15 protein-coding genes and 1 rRNA gene are annotated in these 15577 nt (G+C 70.5%); 9 read left to right on the forward strand and 7 right to left on the reverse strand.

Annotated elements, in window-relative coordinates:
* Nucleotides 1-81 precede the first annotated feature (81 nt).
* Together aroA and rsgA are read left to right on the forward strand one after the other, a co-directional pair.
* Nucleotides 82-1359 carry a 3-phosphoshikimate 1-carboxyvinyltransferase gene (aroA, locus tag ABZS51_RS21910; protein WP_355443883.1) on the forward strand — a complete coding sequence of 426 codons (1278 nt, stop codon included), beginning with the start codon at nt 82-84 and terminating at the stop codon, nt 1357-1359.
* A gap of 160 nt (nt 1360-1519) precedes the next feature.
* Entirely contained in the window at nt 1520-2569 is a 1050-nt protein-coding gene (rsgA, locus tag ABZS51_RS21915; protein WP_310708873.1) for a ribosome small subunit-dependent GTPase A, read from the forward strand.
* Between the two features lie 133 nt (nt 2570-2702).
* Here rsgA and ABZS51_RS21920 read toward each other — a convergent pair whose 3' ends face one another.
* A complete protein-coding gene (locus tag ABZS51_RS21920) occupies nt 2703-3092 on the reverse strand; it encodes a cupin (protein WP_355443886.1) in 390 nt (129 codons plus the stop codon).
* Between the two features lie 122 nt (nt 3093-3214).
* The gene (locus ABZS51_RS21925; protein WP_355443889.1) at nt 3215-4444 is read right to left on the reverse strand and encodes a serine hydrolase domain-containing protein; all 1230 of its coding nucleotides are present in this window, start codon (nt 4442-4444) and stop codon (nt 3215-3217) included.
* Between the two features lie 305 nt (nt 4445-4749).
* Here ABZS51_RS21925 and hisN point away from each other — a divergent pair, with 305 nt between their 5' ends.
* The gene (gene hisN, locus ABZS51_RS21930; RefSeq protein ID WP_310708568.1) at nt 4750-5550 is read left to right on the forward strand and encodes a histidinol-phosphatase; all 801 of its coding nucleotides are present in this window, start codon (nt 4750-4752) and stop codon (nt 5548-5550) included.
* 4 nt (nt 5551-5554) lie between these two features.
* Here the strand turns inward: hisN and ABZS51_RS21935 are convergent, their stop codons facing one another.
* Together ABZS51_RS21935 and ABZS51_RS21940 are read right to left on the reverse strand one after the other, a co-directional pair.
* The gene (locus ABZS51_RS21935) at nt 5555-6346 is read right to left on the reverse strand and encodes a fructosamine kinase family protein (RefSeq protein ID WP_355443892.1); all 792 of its coding nucleotides are present in this window, start codon (nt 6344-6346) and stop codon (nt 5555-5557) included.
* On the reverse strand, nt 6333-6806 hold the full coding sequence (locus ABZS51_RS21940) for a low molecular weight protein-tyrosine-phosphatase (protein WP_355443895.1): 474 nt from the start codon (nt 6804-6806) through the stop codon (nt 6333-6335). Before ABZS51_RS21940 ends, ABZS51_RS21935 begins: the two co-directional genes overlap by 14 nt.
* A gap of 121 nt (nt 6807-6927) precedes the next feature.
* Between ABZS51_RS21940 and pstS the strand changes: the two genes are divergently transcribed.
* From pstS to ABZS51_RS21965, 5 genes are read left to right on the forward strand one after another with little or no spacing between them, the layout of a single operon-like run.
* The gene (gene pstS / locus ABZS51_RS21945) at nt 6928-8040 is read left to right on the forward strand and encodes a phosphate ABC transporter substrate-binding protein PstS (RefSeq protein ID WP_310708565.1); all 1113 of its coding nucleotides are present in this window, start codon (nt 6928-6930) and stop codon (nt 8038-8040) included.
* A gap of 6 nt (nt 8041-8046) precedes the next feature.
* Nucleotides 8047-9027: a phosphate ABC transporter permease subunit PstC gene (gene pstC / locus ABZS51_RS21950; RefSeq protein ID WP_310708564.1), complete on the forward strand. Its 981-nt coding sequence runs from the start codon at nt 8047-8049 to the stop codon at nt 9025-9027.
* On the forward strand, nt 9024-9899 hold the full coding sequence (gene pstA / locus ABZS51_RS21955) for a phosphate ABC transporter permease PstA (protein WP_310708563.1): 876 nt from the start codon (nt 9024-9026) through the stop codon (nt 9897-9899). The genes pstC and pstA overlap by 4 nt, the downstream gene beginning before the upstream one ends.
* A 14-nt stretch (nt 9900-9913) precedes the next feature.
* Nucleotides 9914-10690: a phosphate ABC transporter ATP-binding protein PstB gene (gene pstB / locus ABZS51_RS21960; RefSeq protein WP_310708562.1), complete on the forward strand. Its 777-nt coding sequence runs from the start codon at nt 9914-9916 to the stop codon at nt 10688-10690.
* A complete protein-coding gene (locus ABZS51_RS21965; RefSeq protein ID WP_355443900.1) occupies nt 10690-11406 on the forward strand; it encodes a response regulator transcription factor in 717 nt (238 codons plus the stop codon). Before pstB ends, ABZS51_RS21965 begins: the two co-directional genes overlap by 1 nt.
* Before the next feature lie 406 nt (nt 11407-11812).
* On the opposite strand, the gene ABZS51_RS21970 is transcribed toward ABZS51_RS21965, so the two are convergent.
* Together ABZS51_RS21970 and ABZS51_RS21975 are read right to left on the reverse strand one after the other, a co-directional pair.
* Nucleotides 11813-12802: a serine hydrolase gene (locus tag ABZS51_RS21970; RefSeq protein WP_355443903.1), complete on the reverse strand. Its 990-nt coding sequence runs from the start codon at nt 12800-12802 to the stop codon at nt 11813-11815.
* A gap of 537 nt (nt 12803-13339) precedes the next feature.
* Nucleotides 13340-14230, reverse strand: a complete 891-nt coding sequence (locus ABZS51_RS21975; protein ID WP_355443906.1) for a phenylalanine 4-monooxygenase — start codon at nt 14228-14230, stop codon at nt 13340-13342.
* Between the two features lie 127 nt (nt 14231-14357).
* Here ABZS51_RS21975 and ABZS51_RS21980 point away from each other — a divergent pair, with 127 nt between their 5' ends.
* Nucleotides 14358-14825 carry an Lrp/AsnC family transcriptional regulator gene (locus ABZS51_RS21980; RefSeq protein ID WP_310708558.1) on the forward strand — a complete coding sequence of 156 codons (468 nt, stop codon included), beginning with the start codon at nt 14358-14360 and terminating at the stop codon, nt 14823-14825.
* A 664-nt stretch (nt 14826-15489) separates the two neighbouring features.
* Here ABZS51_RS21980 and rrf read toward each other — a convergent pair.
* Nucleotides 15490-15577, reverse strand: a 5S ribosomal RNA gene (rrf, locus tag ABZS51_RS21985); the annotation flags it as partial.

The raw sequence follows: 15577 nt of genomic DNA on the forward strand, positions 1-15577 counted from the left end.
CGGTCCATAGGGACGGCGTTCGTCCACAGGGTCCCGACGAGGACGACGGCCGGTCCGGCCCTGGCCCGATAAGCTTGGCCCATGCCCGCTCAGCACTGGCCCGCTCCCGCCGCCACCGGCCCCGTGACCGCGTCCGTCGAGCTGCCCGGCTCCAAGTCGGTCACCAACCGCGCCCTCGTGCTCGCCGCCCTCGCCGACGGGCCGGGCACCGTGCGCCGGGCGCTGCGCAGCCGCGACGCCGACCTCATGGTCGCGGCCCTGCGCGCCCTCGGCGCGACGCTGGAGCCGGTGGCCGAGACCTCGGCCTCGGTCGACTGGCGGGTGACGCCCGGCCCGGTGCGCGGCGGCGCGCACGTGGACGCCGGCCTGGCCGGCACGGTCATGCGGTTCGTCCCGCCGGTGGCCGCGCTGGCCGACGGCCCCGTCTCGTTCGACGGCGACCCGCACGCCCGCAAGCGTCCCATGGGCCCGATCCTCGACGCGCTGCGCGCCCTGGGCGCCCGCGTGGAGGGCGACGCGCTGCCGTTCACCGTCAGCGGGCCGATCGCGGGCGGCGAGGTGACGATCGACGCGTCGGCCTCCTCCCAGTTCGTCTCGGGGCTGCTGCTCACGGCGGCGCGTTTCGAGAAGGGCGTGACGATCCGCCACGCCGGCCCGCCGGTGCCGTCGCAGCCGCACATCGACATGACCGTCCAGATGCTGCGCGAGGTGGGCGTGCGGGTCGACGACTCCGAGCGCGACGTGTGGCGCGTGGAGCCCGGTCCCGTCGCGCCGCGTGACCTGACGGTCGAGCCCGACCTGTCCAACGCGGCGCCGTTCCTGGCGGCGGCCATGGTCACCGGCGGCACGGTCACGATCTCCGGCTGGCCGGCCCGTACGACCCAGCCGGGCGACGCGCTGCGCGGGCTGCTCACCGGCATGGGCGCCACCGTCCGGCTGAGCGAGGACGGCGATCTGACGGTCACCGGCTCGGGCCGGATCGACGGCATCGACGCCAACCTGCGCGAGGTGGGCGAGCTGACACCCACGATCGCCGCCCTGGCCGCGCTGGCCTCCTCCCCCAGCCGCGTGCGCGGCGTCGCCCACCTGCGGGGGCACGAGACCGACCGGCTCGCGGCGCTCGCCACCGAGATCAACCGGCTGGGCGGCGACGCCGAGGAGACCGACGACGGCCTGGTCGTTCGTCCGCGCCCGCTGCACGGCGGCGTCTTCCACAGCTACGACGACCACCGCATGGCCACCGCCGGCGCGGTGCTCGGGCTCGCCGTCCCCGGTGTCGAGGTGGAGAACATCGCGACGACGGGTAAGACCCTCCCGGAGTTCACGGACATGTGGGCGTCGATGCTGGGCAGGCGATGAGCGCCCCGAAGCCGTCGCGGCCGCCGGGGCCGGCGAAGCGAGTGCGGCCGCTGCGGTCCACGGAGCGGGTGCGGCCACCGGGGCCGACGGAGTTGTTCGGGGTGCCGCCGATGTTCGGTGCGCCGAGGCCGTGCCAGAGCGATCACAGGGGTGAAGACCGCTGAAGAAGCGGGAGTACGACGAGGACGACGTACGGGTCAGGCCGGGCAAGGGCTCACGGCCACGGACCCGCATCCGGCCTGCGCACGAGGACGCCGTCGAGGGGTTCGTGGTGGCGGTCGACCGGGGCCGCTACACCACGCTGGTGGAGGCGGAGCGGCCCAAGGGCTCGGCCGCCAAGCGCGCCGGGCGCCCGCGCTCCCATCTGGTCGTCGCGATGAAGGCCCGGGAGCTGGGCCGCAAGGGCATCGTGGTGGGCGATCGGGTGGCGCTGGTCGGCGACGTGTCCGGCCGGCCCGACGCGCTGGCCCGGGTGGTCCGGGTGGAGCCGCGCACCTCGATGCTGCGGCGCTCGGCCGACGACACGGACGACACCGACGGCATCGAGCGGCCGGTCGTGGCCAACGCCGAGCAGCTCGTCATCGTCACCGCGCTGGCCGACCCGCCGCCGCGGCCCCGCATGATCGACCGGATTCTCGTCGCCGCGTTCGACGCCGAGATCGATCCGCTGCTGTGCCTCACCAAGTCCGACCTCGCGCCGCCCGACGACCTGGTCGGCCTCTACCAGCCGCTCGGCGTGCCGCATGTCGTGGTGCGCAAGGGCGGCTCGCTGGACGAGCTGCGCGAGCACCTGACGGGCCGCATCAGCGTGCTCGTGGGCCACTCGGGGGTGGGTAAGTCGACGCTGGTCAACGCGCTCGTGCCCGACGCCAACCGGGCGGTGTCCCAGGTCAACGCGGTGACCGGCCGGGGACGCCACACCTCGACGTCGGCCGTGGCCCTGGAGCTGCCGGAGGGCGGCTGGATCATCGACACGCCGGGGGTGCGCAGCTTCGGCCTCGCCCACGTGTCGGTCGAGACGGTGCTCGCGGGCTTCCCCGACCTGGTGGAGGGCACGGTCGGCTGTCCCAAGGGCTGTACCCACCTGGGTGAGGGATGCGCCCTGGACGCGTGGGTGGCGGCGGGGCACGCCGACCAGGTCCGCCTGGAGTCGCTGCGCCGGCTGCTGTCCAGCCGCGACGGCGCCCCGGACGAGTCCTCCGCCACCTGACCTCGAACCCTGGTCAATGCGTCCATCGCCGGACGTCATCCTGTGGCCGATCCGTCAGCCACCGGACCTCGCCGTCATGCCCCGACGCTGCTCGCGTTCGGCGAGCTCACGGACGAGAAGCCGCGGCGATTGCCTACGTTTCGGTTCGCTTCTCCAGCCGGCTGCCACGCGGCAGGGTGATGGCCATGATGTTCGTGGGGGTGTCCAGCTCGATGCGGTGCCATCGCCCGCGCGGGACGATCGCCGCGGTTCCGGCCGTCAGCCTGATCTCTTCCTCCTGCTGTCCCGGCCGCTCCGGTCGGAGGTAGAGGCGCATCTTCCCGACGAGGCAGGACAGGATCTCCTCCGCCTCGGGGTGGACTTCCCAGTGGTCGGCATGGACGTCGGCGTCGGTCTTCGCGTAGAAGGTCACCAGCTGCCAGCCGTCCTGGCCGGAGTCCGTTGCCGTCTTCCCGGCGCGAATCGTGCCGCCTTGGACAAGGTGGACAGACGACGCGAAAAGATCGATCGGGGTGACAGTCATGCCCAGGCGCCTTCCTGCAGTGGACGTTCATCCGGTGGGTGGATCGCCGGTCGATCCCGGGCGGGGAGCGGATCGCGGTCATCGGCCTGCTCCCCGCCCGGGATGGTGGGCGTGTTCTCGACCTAGGCGTCTCCGTGGCCGCACAGCGCTTGCCGGAAGAAGGCCGACAGCGCGCCGTCGATGGCGTGGGGCTGTGGCTTGCCCGAAGAGTCGGGCCTGTTCCACCTCACGAGGTTCATCGCGACGGACATCTGCCGCTTGCCGTCCGCGCTGGTCCATGACGCCGTTGCGGCCCCCCAGGCCGAGCCCTCGTTGCCCCAGAAGATGCCGCAATCCGTGGTCCTGACCTGCAGGCCGAGGCCATAGTCGATCTTCTGCCCGGTTTGGCTGATGACCGGGACCGTGCGCTGCATCTGCGCCAGCGACGACCGCTTGACGATCTTGCCGGCAAGCAGCCGGTCGTAGAAGCGGTTGAGATCCTCCATGGTGGACACCAGAGAGGCCGACACCCCGACCCAGGACATGTCATAGACGCTGTAGTCGCGCGGCGGGTCGATCAGGCCGAAGAACGCCTCGTACATCCGCGGGTGCGGCCCCTTGATGCGTGGCCCGTCCGGAAACTCGGTGTGCCGGAGCCCAGCACGCTTGATGACGCTCTGGGTGATGTACTGCTCGGCCGTGGTGCCGGTCACCTGCTCCAGAAGCTCGCCGAGAAGCAGGTAGTTGGTGTTGGAGTACACCCCCGGAGTGCCTCCGGGCTTGCCGGTGGCAGGCGCCGTGACCCCCATCCTGATCAGCTCGGTCGGGGGGAACCGCCTGAACCGGTTGTCGTCAAGGCTCTTGGGCGATATGTCCGGCAGGGAGGGGTACTTCGCCAGGGACGGGAACGCATAGGTGAGGTATTCGGCGAGGCCGCTGGTGTGGTTGAGCAGCATCCGCACCGTGATCTCCTTGCCGCGATCACCCGGCACCAGCTTCGGGAGATAGTGGCCGATCGGCGCGTCGAGCCGGATCCGGCCCTTCTCGACCTGCTGCAGAATCGCGGCGGCGGTGAAGACCTTGGTGATGCTGCCGACCCGTTGCCGCATGTCCGGCCGCACGGGACGGCCGGTCTCGAGGTCGGCGACCCCGGAAGCGCCGCGCCATACCTGGCCGGCCTCGCGTACCTCGGCGTACACACCCGGCATCCCCGCGCTGTGGATGCCGTCCATGGCGGACTGCAGCTCCGCGGGATCGAAGCCGGCCGGCGCGAACCCGTCGGCCGGCGCGACCCTCGTCTCTCCGGACGCGGGAGCCACCGCCACCGTGCCCCCACTGACCCCCAGCACGGCCACGCTCACCCATGTCGCCATCCGCCTCTTCACAACATCCCGCCCTCTCGTGATCAATGACCGCGACGGGGGCTCTCTGTCCCCACGCCCTCGACCGGCATCCCGTCTCATGTATCGTCGGCCGGTTGCCGTCCGGGGGCATCCTGCGAGCGGAGTCATCTGCCACTACCGCACCGGGATCAACGATCGACCCGACTACGACGCCGGGAGTAGTCCCCACGGGGATGAGCGCGGGAGTCTCGGTAACCCCCGAGCCGCGGCGAAAGGGGGAAAGGCGACACGGGCCCCTGATGCGCGAGCCGCCCGGCACGGTAGCGTGGCAAACCGTGCAGGGTTACAACGACGATCTACGCCTCGCCCACGTGATGGCGGACGCCGCCGACGACCTGACCATGCGCCGGTTCAAGGCCGTGGACCTCAAGGTCGAGACCAAGCCCGACCTCACCCCGGTCAGTGACGCGGACCGGGCGGTCGAGGAGATCATCCGTGGCACGCTGCGCCGCGCGCGCCCGCGCGACGCGGTCGTGGGCGAGGAGTTCGGCCGGACCGGCTGGGGCGCCAGGTCCTGGATCGTCGACCCCATCGACGGCACGAAGAACTACGTGCGCGGCGTGCCCGTGTGGGCGACACTGATCGCGCTGATGGAGTACGGCAAGGTCGTCGTCGGCCTGGTGTCGGCCCCGGCGCTCGGCCGCCGCTGGTGGGCCGCCACCGAGGGCGGCGCGTGGACCGGCAAGAGCCTGGCCAGGGCCACCCGCATGCGCGTGTCGCAGGTCGCCGGCCTGGGCGACGCGTCGTTCTCCTACTCCAGCTTCGGCGGCTGGGAGGAGACCGGCCGCCTCGGCCCGTTCCTCGACCTCGGCCGCGCCTGCTGGCGCACCCGCGCCTACGGCGACTTCTGGTCGCACATGATGGTCGCCGAGGGCTCGGTCGACATCTCGGCCGAGCCGGAGCTGTCGCCCTGGGACATGGCGGCCCTGACGGTGATCGTCGAGGAGGCGGGCGGCGTCTGGACCGACGTCGAGGGCGTGGCGAGCCTGGAGGGCGGCAGCATGGTCTGCACCAACGGCCTCCTGCACGACGAGGTCCTCAAGCGCCTGAACGAGGGCCGCGACCCGCGCGCCTGACCGTTCACCGGCCGAGGGCCGCCACTCGGGCCACCGCCCGCATGAGGCTGTCCCGGTACGACCCGCCGAACAGGACCACGTGGACCAGCAGCGGGTGGAGCTGGTGCAGCGGCACGCGATCCCGCCAGCCGTCCGCCAGCGGGCTCTCCTCCTGGTACGCCGCCAGGATGCGGTCCTCGTACGGCATGCCGAACAGCGCCAGCATGGCCAGGTCCGTCTCCCTGTGCCCGCCGTGCGCCGCCGGGTCGACGAGCACCCCGGTGCCGCCGGACCACAGCACGTTGCCGCTCCACAGGTCGCCGTGGATGCGGGCCGGCGGCTCCGGCGGCCCTGCTGCCTCTGGGAAGCGCTCCACGGCCCGCTCGATCAGCCGTACGTCCTCCGCGGGCAGGCCGGCCAGCCGTACGAAGGGCAGCACGCGGCGGGTGGCGTAGAACGACGGCCAGTCGTCGGCGGGCGAGTTGTCCATCGGCAGGTCCGCGATGAAGCCCGGCCAGGGCGCGCCGAAGGCGGGCGCCCCGGCGGCGTGCATGCGCGCGAGCTCCCGCCCGAGCCGCTCCGCGGCGGCCGGGACGGGCGGTTCCGTATCCACCCACGACAGCACCAGCCGGTCCTCGGCCACCTCGACGACCTCGGGGACGGCGATCACCTCGCCCAGCCACCGCAGCCCCGCCGCCTCCGACGCGAACGCCGGCGAGGCGGTCCCCACCTTGGCGAAGACCTGCCGCCCGTCGTCCAGCACGCCCCGCCGCAGCCGCCGGCCGTGCGAGCCGCCGAGGTCCTCAGCCGATCTCATCGCTGATGTGCTTCGCCAGGCCCTCGGCCGCCGCCTCGACGAGCTCCAGCACCTCCTCGAAACCCTCGGGTCCCCCGTAGTACGGGTCGGGCACCTCGGCCCCCTCGGGCGCCGCCGGGTCGAACGAGCGGAACAGGCTCACCTCGACGCCGGCCGGCGCCATCCCGCGCAGGACGGCCAGGTTGTCGCGGTCCATGGCGAGGACCAGGTCGTAGCGGTCGAACCAGTCGCGGGTGAACTGCCGGGCGCGGTGCGCCGAGCCGTCGTACCCGTGGTCGGACAGCGTGCGCAGGGCGCGGTCGTCCATCGGGTCGCCGGCGTGCCAGCCGCCCGTGCCCGCGCTCTCCACGGTCACGCGCCGGGCCAGCCCGTGGCCCTCCAGCACGCGGCGGAGGACGACCTCCGCCATGGGTGACCGGCAGATGTTCCCCATGCACACGAGGCATACGCGATACGTCATAAACCCCATCATGGGGGCGACCGGGCCCGTTCACCGAACGTTCACCCTCGTCAGGGGTTGCGAGTCACTTTGCCTGCATAGCTTCAAGGGCGACTAAGGACCAAGTGGGAGGAACCCAACCGTGAAGTATGCAGGCCGGCTCGCCGCCGTCGCCGTAGTCGGCGCGCTCTCGCTCGCTGCGTGCGGCACAGACAACAACAGCTCGGGCAGCAACGCGGGCACCAGCTCCGCCGCGGCCACGGGCGCCGCCGAAGGCGGGCTGAGCGGCACCATCAACGCCGCCGGTTCCTCGGCCCAGGCCAACGCGATCGACCAGTGGAAGAAGGACTTCCAGTCCAAGAACTCCGGCGTCAGCGTGAACTACCAGCCGAGCGGCTCGGGAGCGGGCGTGCAGGCGTTCATCCAGGGCACGGTCGCCTTCGCGGGTTCCGACTCGGCCCTCAAGGAGGACAAGGGCGAGCCGGCGCAGGCCGACGCCCGCTGCAAGACCGGCAAGGCCATCAACATCCCGATGGTCACCGGCCCGGTCGCCGTCGTCTACAACCTCCCGGGCGTGGACGGCCTGCAGCTTTCGCCCAAGACGATCGGCGCCATCTTCAGCGGCAAGATCACCAAGTGGGACGACGCGGCCATCAAGGCCGACAACCCGCAGGCGAAGCTGCCCGCCACCCCGATCCAGGCCTTCCACCGGGCCGACGAGTCGGGCACCAGCGACAACTTCACCAAGTTCCTCAAGGCCACCGCCGAGTGGCCGTACGAGCCGGCCAAGGCCTGGCCCGCCGAGGCCAAGGGCCAGGGCGCCAAGGGCTCCGACGGCATCGCCTCGTCGGTCAAGGGCACCGAGGGCGCCATCAGCTACGTCGAGCTGTCGTTCGCCGAGAACTCCCAGCTCCAGAAGGCCAAGGTCGCCAACGGCACGGGCGAGTTCGTCGAGCTGACCGCCGAGAGCGCGGCCAAGACCGTCGAGACCGCCACGGTCGAGGGCACCGGCAACGACCTCAAACTGAAGATCGACTACGGCACCAAGACGGCGGGCGCCTACCCCATCGTCCTCGTGACGTACGAGATCACCTGTGAGAAGGGTCTGGCCCCCGAGGAGGCCAAGCTGGTCAAGTCCTTCCTCACCTACACCGCCAGCGACGAGGGCCAGACCGCGCTGAAGGACCTCGGTTACGCTCCCCTGTCGGGCGAGCTGCTGACCAAGGTCCGCTCCGCCGTCGAGGCCATCTCCTGATCGCCGATGACGACTGACGTCCGTACCCGCGGGGGCGGGCCGGCCACGGGCCGGCCCGCCTCGCGGCGCAGCCACGGTGAGACGCCCTTCCGCTACGCAGCCACCGGCGCGGGCATCCTCCTGCTCGGGATCATGGCGGCCATCGCCGTGTTCCTCATCAGCGAGGCGGTTCCCGCGCTGCGGGCCAACAAGGGCGGCTTCTTCACCGACCTGACCTGGGAACCGAACGGCAGCCAGGTCTTCGGCATCGCCGCCCTGGCCTTCGGCACCGTCCTCAGCTCCGCCATCGCGCTGGTCATCGCCACCCCGGTGGCCATGGGCGTGGCGCTGTTCATCTCCCACTACGCCCCCCGCCGCCTGGCCGGGCCGCTCGGCTACCTGGTCGACCTGCTCGCCGCCGTGCCCAGCGTCGTCTACGGCCTGTGGGGCGTGACGTTCCTGGTGCCGCTTCTCAAGACGCCTTCGGAGTGGCTGAACGCGCACCTCGGCTGGTTCCCGCTGTTCTCCGGCGAGGGCGCTATCGGCGGCAAGACCATGCTGGCCGGCGGCGTCGTGCTGGCCATCATGATCCTGCCGATCATCGCCGCGATCTCCCGCGAGGTCTTCCTCCAGACCCCGAAGATGAACGAGGAGGCCGCGCTCGCCCTCGGCGCCACCCGCTGGGAGATGATCCGCATGGCGGTCCTGCCGTTCGGCCGCCCCGGCGTGGTCAGCGCCTCGATGCTCGGCCTTGGCCGGGCCATGGGCGAGACGATCGCGGTCGCGCTCATCTTCCCCGCCACGTTCGACATCACGTTCGAGATCCTCACCCCGCACGGCAACAGCATCGCGGCCAACATCGCCAACGGCTTCGGCGAGGCCACCCCGATCGGCCGCGGCGCGTTGATCGCCTCCGGCCTGGTGCTGTTCGTCATCACGCTGCTCGTCAACACGGCCGCCCGCATGATCATCAACCGCCGCAAGGAATACGCGAGGAGCGGCGCATGACCACCGTCCAGCACATCTCGACCGGCCGCCGCGTCAAGGACCGCCTGGCGCAGGGGCTGGTCTATCTGGCGTTCGCCCTGGCCGTCGTGCCGCTCGTCTCGGTGCTCTGGCTGGTGATCAGCAAGGGTCTGGCCCGGTTCGACATGGAGTTCCTCACCCACTCCATGCGCAACATCGGCGCGCGCGACGCGGGCGGCGGCGCGTACCACGCGATCATCGGCACGCTGGAGCAGGTGCTGCTCGCCTCCGCCATCTCGGTGCCGATCGGCCTGCTCACGGCGATCTACCTCACCGAGTACGGCAACGGCGGCCGGCTGAGCCGGGCCATCAGCTTCTTCGTGGACGTCATGACCGGCGTCCCGTCCGTCGTCACCGGCCTGTTCATCCTGGCGTTCTGGGTCCTGTTCCTCGGCATGCCGTTCTCCGGCCTGGCCGGGGCGCTCGCCCTGTCGATCCTCATGATGCCGACGGTGGTCAGGTCGGCCGAGGAGATGCTCCGCCTCGTGCCGAACGACCTGCGCGAGGCCTCGTACGCGCTGGGCGTGGCCAAGTGGCGCACGATCGTGAAGGTCGTGCTGCCGACCGCGCTCACCGGCATCGTCACGGGCGTCATGCTGGCCGTCGCCCGCGTCGCCGGCGAGACGGCGCCGCTGCTGCTGACCGTGTTCTTCACCGACTCCATCAACAACGACCCGTTCAACGGGCCACAGATGGGGCTCCCCCTCTATGTCTTCGACCAGGCGGCACGTCCCAACGACACCGCCATCGACCGGGCCTGGACCGGAGCCCTCACGCTCATCCTGATCGTCATGCTGCTCAATCTGGTGGCGCGCCTCATCGCCTGGTGGCGCTCGCCCGCCAGGGGCCGATAGGGGGTATCAGCGCAATGTCCAAGCAGATCCAGGTCTCCGGTCTCGACGCGTACTACGGGTCGCACAAGGCCATCGAGGACGTCTCGATGACGATCGAGCCGCGCTCGATCACGGCGTTCATCGGCCCGTCAGGGTGCGGCAAGTCGACGTTCCTGCGCACGCTCAACCGCATGCACGAGGTCATCCCCGGCGCGCGGGTGGAGGGCAAGGTGCTGCTCGACGGCGAGGACCTCTACGGGACCTCCGTCGAGCCGGTGTCGGTGCGCAGGCTGATCGGCATGGTCTTCCAGCGTCCGAACCCGTTCCCCACGATGTCCATCTACGAGAACGTGGCGGCGGGCCTGCGGCTCAACGGCCGCGTCTCCAAGTCGGAGACCGACGGCGTCGTCGAGGAGTCGCTCAAGGGCGCCAACCTCTGGAACGAGGTCAAGGACCGGCTCAACAAGCCCGGCGCGGGCCTGTCGGGCGGCCAGCAGCAGCGGCTGTGCATCGCCCGCGCGATCGCGGTCAAGCCGCAGGTGCTGCTGATGGATGAGCCGTGCTCGGCGCTCGACCCGATCTCCACGCTGGCGATCGAGGACCTCATGGTCAAGCTCAAGGACCAGTACACGATCGTCATCGTCACCCACAACATGCAGCAGGCGGCCCGGGTCAGCGACCGGACGGCCTTCTTCAACCTGTCCGAGCAAGGCAAGCCGGGCAAGGTGGTGGAAATGGACGAAACTTCCCGGATGTTCACCAACCCCTCGCAGAAGGCGACCGAGGACTACATCACCGGGCGCTTCGGCTGATGACCCACCAGCAGGCGGCATCCACGGTGCACGGGGACACACGGACCAGGCCCGTACTGCTCATCGCCGACCCCGACGAGGAGGTCGTCGGAGAACTCGCCGACGCCCTCGAACGCGAGGGCGTGGCCGTCACAGGCGCGCCCGACGGCGCCCAGGGCCTCCTGCAGGCCGGCGCGCTCCAGCCGGACGTGGTGCTCGTGTCGGCCACGCTGCCGGTCATCAACGCCGTCGACTTCGTGCGCGCGGTCCGGGTCGCCCGGGCCGTGCCCGTCCTGCTCGGGGTCGGAGAGGGCAACGCCGACCAGGCCCTCCAGGCGCTCGCCGCCGGGGCCGCCGCCTGCGTCGCCCGGCCGTACCGGGTGCCCGAGCTGCTGCCGTTCATCCACGCCGCCTCCCCGGAGCAGCGCGACGTGCTCGCCGTCGGGGCGGTCGAGCTGGACGTGCGGGCCTACCGGGTACGCGTGGACGGGCAGGTCGTCCACCTGCCGCTGCGGGAGTTCGAGCTGCTGCTGTACCTGATGCGCAACGCCGACCGCACGGTGACGCGTGAGCAGATCATGAGGCACGTGTGGCATGCGGGGGCCGGCACGTCCACGAACACGATCGCGGTCCACGTCAAGCGACTGCGCGCCCGCCTCGGCGACGACGACGACCAGCTCATCCAGACGGTACGCGGGGTCGGCTACCGCCTCGTCACCCCGGGCTCACCTTCCTGACCCGGTTGATCTCGGCGGTGGTGGGGCTGGGCGCCTGAGGGCCTGGGGCGGCGGCGGTCGCCGATGGGCCTGGTGCGGGTCGGTGGCGGTGCGGGTCTGTAGCGGTGGTGCGGGTCTTTAGCGGTGGTGTGGGTCGGTGGTACTGGCGGTCCGCTTTGGCCCAGGGTGCTCGCCGCGCCATGCCCCGAAGCGCCACCCGCCGGCCGCGACTGGCAGTCGCCTCCCGCAGGTGGTCACGCGGACAGGTGCGCAGGGCCGGCTGGTGCGGGGCAGCTGTCAGGCACGGCAGGGTGCGCAGGACCGGCAGATGCGGGGTGGCCGTCAAGCCCAGCGGGTGCGCAGGACCGGCAGATGCGGGGGAACTGTCAGGCCCAGCGGGTGCGCAGGACCGGTGGTTCGCTGCGGCTCATGACCCCCGGCAGGTGCGGAACGCCCGCATGACGCGCGTCGCCACACCCTCGACGGTCGCGATGCCGTGCCCCACCTCGGCGGCACCCTCACTGAGCACCGCGACCGCGTAATCGTGCCCCACCGCGCCCTTGCCGCGCCCGCGGATCAGCCCGACCGTGACCACGGCCCAACGCTTGGTGGAGACCCGCTTCAGCCAGCCGTTCTTCAGAGCCACGCGGTCACCCTCGCAGGCGGCGGCGCTGACCCCCCAGTTCTGCCCGGCGACGACCCGGCCCATCAACCGCAGCACCTGCTCCCGATCCTTCGCGGGCAACGGGCTCCGGTCCGACATCAGGGCCCGCATCAGCCGCACCTGGTCCTCGGCCGAGGTGGGCGTGATGCCCCAGCAGTACAGATCCACGCACCTACCCGGCACGCCCACGGTGTGGCGCAGCCCTAACCTGCGCCCCGCCCTGGTGAACCCGTCCGGACCGCCGATGCGCACCCAGAGCCGGTCGGCCGCGTGGTTGTCGCTGTAGCGGATCATCAGATCGGCGTCGCGGCGCACGGCCTTGGGCAGCTCGCGCCACGGGGTGCGGAGAAGGAGCGCCATGAGGATCTGCACCTTGGCGGAGCTGGCGGTGATCAGGCGCTCGCCACGGTGGTAGCGGTACAGGCGGCCGTTGGTGAGGTCCCGCACCATGGCGGTCACGGGCCCGGGCCGACCGGCGAGGTAACGGTCGAGCCGCCGCGTCAGGCTCTTGGCGGGAACAGGCACGACCTTCTCCCGCCGCGAAGGCTTGGTCGCGGCCTCGCGGGCGTCCCGCAGGGGCACGGTGCCGGCACGCTCGACCTCACCACCGGTACCCCTGAACCCGGCGCTCTCGATGCTTCTCCGGCCCTCACGCGCGGTCTGGGCCGTGGTGCCGCTGTCGAGCTTGTCCGCAGGCCCGCTCACGAACTCGCCGTCGTAGTCTCCCTCGGGTGCGCCGTCGGGGTCACTCACGGGTGCGCTGTCGTAGTCACTCTCGGGTTCACCGTCAGACTCGCTCTGGGATCTCCCGTCGGATCTCCCGTCGGGTCTGCCCTCGGATCTCCCGTCGGGCCTGTCGGCGGCGGCGAGCGCAGGAAGGGGCGGAACAAGTGCTGGCGGCGCGGGCACAGCCAGCGGCGCCACCAGAAGGGCGACCACCGCGACCCGGCGCGCCACCCTGCCGACGATCATTGCCAGATTATCCCGACAAACTACGACCCGTCGCTAGCCACCACCACACACCACCGGAAGCACCCACCGCCGCGCGCTAACCCCACGATCGGCCGCCAGAACCCCCGCCCCAGCGCCGGTCGCTCCGCCATCGCGGTTGTCCGCGCCCAGCCAACCCACACCCAACCCACACCCAACCCACGCCGAACTTCACGACTGGACCGCGACCAAGCGCCAAGTCGTACGACGCCATACGGCGCGCGACGGCCATCGCAGGATCTCCCGCGATGGCCACCACACCATTGCCCCCGCCACAACCGCTGGCCCGTCGCCGCGCCATTACCCCTGGTTCCCGCCCAGCAACCCAGCGATCGAATCGTCGTCGCAGGTCTCCCAGAACCCGCCTACGACATCCTCCAGATGCTGGAGCGACTCCGCCCGGAACAGCACATCCTGATATTTCGTGATGTCGTACTGCGTCGTGCCCATCACCCGAAGGTCCAGCGGCCGGATGTCCATGCCACGGAACTCCTCGATCTCCCCGTACGAGGACAGGATGCCCGCCCCGTACGCCTTGAGCTCCGGCCCTTCGCTCATCACGCCGAACTCCAGCGTGAACCAGAACACCTTAGACACGAACTCCAACGCCGGCTCGCTCTCCACCCGCCGAGCCGCGGCGCCGGCGAGCCGGTAGAGGGCCGCGTACCGGTCGTGGGCCAGCGCGTTGGCGTGCCCGATGACCTCGTGGATGATGTCCGGCTCCGGCGTGTAGAACGGCACGGAATGGTGGCGGATGTACTGGGTGGAGTGGAAGTACCCGTCCGCGAGCACGCCGTAGAAGTCACGCAACGGGACGAGCCCGGCAGCCGGCAGGTAGCGGAACCCGGTCAGCGGCGACAACAGCCCGCTGACCTCCTCAAGCTGCGGGATCCGGTCGTCGGGCAGGCCGAGCCGCTCCGCCCCTTCGAGGTACTCGGCGGTGGCGTACTTGGCGTGCTTGACCGCCAGCTCCCTGGTGACCAGCGCCCAGATGCCGTGCTCCTGCTCGGTGTACTCGGCAGCGGGGATCGGCGTGCCCTTGCGGTGGTTCACAGCCAGCTGCGCGATGGCGTTGCGCCTGGCCCGGTAGACCGGGTCCGCGAAGCCGGGATGGGAGGACGCCAGCTCGACCACGACCGAACCGTCATCCTGCTCCGCGACCGGGGCGAAATACTGCGCTTCCTCGAACATGCACCAGATGACAGCAACTCCACGAAAATCTGGCAAGAGCGCTGTCTCCGACTGGTCGATACGCTAAGTACCGCATGACCGAACGTGCATGAGATGGACGAATCGCACAGTCGCCGAGGAGGCTCCCGTGGACGAGCTGGATGCCAGGCTCCTGGTGACCATGCGGGCCCATCCCCGCATCGGCCTCACCGAGACCGCACGCCTCCTGGGCGTCGCCCGGGGCACCGTACAGGCACGGGTGGAGAAGCTGATGGCGCGAGGCGTCATCGAAGACTTCGGTCCCACGGTGTCACCCGCTCTCGCGGGATACCCGATCCTGGCGTTCGTCTGGCTGCAGATCGCCCAGGGGCGCCTGACGGAGGCCGTCCATGCGTTGCACAGCGTGCCGCAGATCTTGGAGGTGCACGGTACGAGCGGGCAGCACGATCTGCTCTGCCGGGTGGTGGCGAGAAGCACCGACCACCTTCAGGAGATCATCGCCGCCGTGCTGGCCTCACCTGCGGTACAGCGCACGGACAGCACGATCGCCCTCTCCACACAGATCCCCTACCGCATCGAGCCGCTCCTCCAGACCCAGGAAGCGGCCGAGCGCTGACGGTCTCGGCTGTCCGAAGACACGAAGACGGCCATCGCACGATCCTTCGAGTGCATGACCTGGACTGAAGGGGAACCCCGCGATGGCCGCCGAACACCAGTGTGCCGCCTCGCCGTCCGCCACGGCGCCCATTTCCATCAACTCCCTGAACCGGCGCGACCTCAAAGCGTGACATTCAACCGCCCATGGGTCCCAGACAGCCACGAGCCCCCGCTAGGTCACATAAAACCCGAGCAGCAGAACCGGACCAGGAGAACAGAAGAACCCGAGCACGCGAGCTTGGCCAGTACGCGCCCCCTTGGCCGGTACGCGCCCCGCCTCATGTCGCATGCAGCAGCGGCCGGCCTCATGCACCTCAGGCATACGAGGGCTCAAGGAGATCACCTGGTTCGCAGCAGCATGATTCACGACATGCGGACTGGCACACGCAGATTCACGACATGCCCAATTGACGCCGCACTGAAGGCAGCAGACACATAACCAGTCCGCCGGCACAAGCCGACGCCCACCCGAACCCAAATGTCCGTAGCCGACGCCGACCCGAGCCCAAATGTCCGTCCCAAGCAGGGACCAGACCTGATACCGGTCGATTGCGGGCATGCGAAAGGGGCCCACACAGGCCCGGCACGAATGCCAGACCCGCATGGACCCCCATCAAAAGATTGTCCGGCGGTGACCTACTCTCCCACACCCTCCCGAGTGCAGTACCATCGGCGCTGGGAAGCTTAACTTCCGGGTTCGGAATGTAACCG

Source organism: Nonomuraea sp. NPDC005501 (genome assembly GCF_040605905.1).
GTDB lineage: Bacteria > Actinomycetota > Actinomycetes > Streptosporangiales > Streptosporangiaceae > Nonomuraea.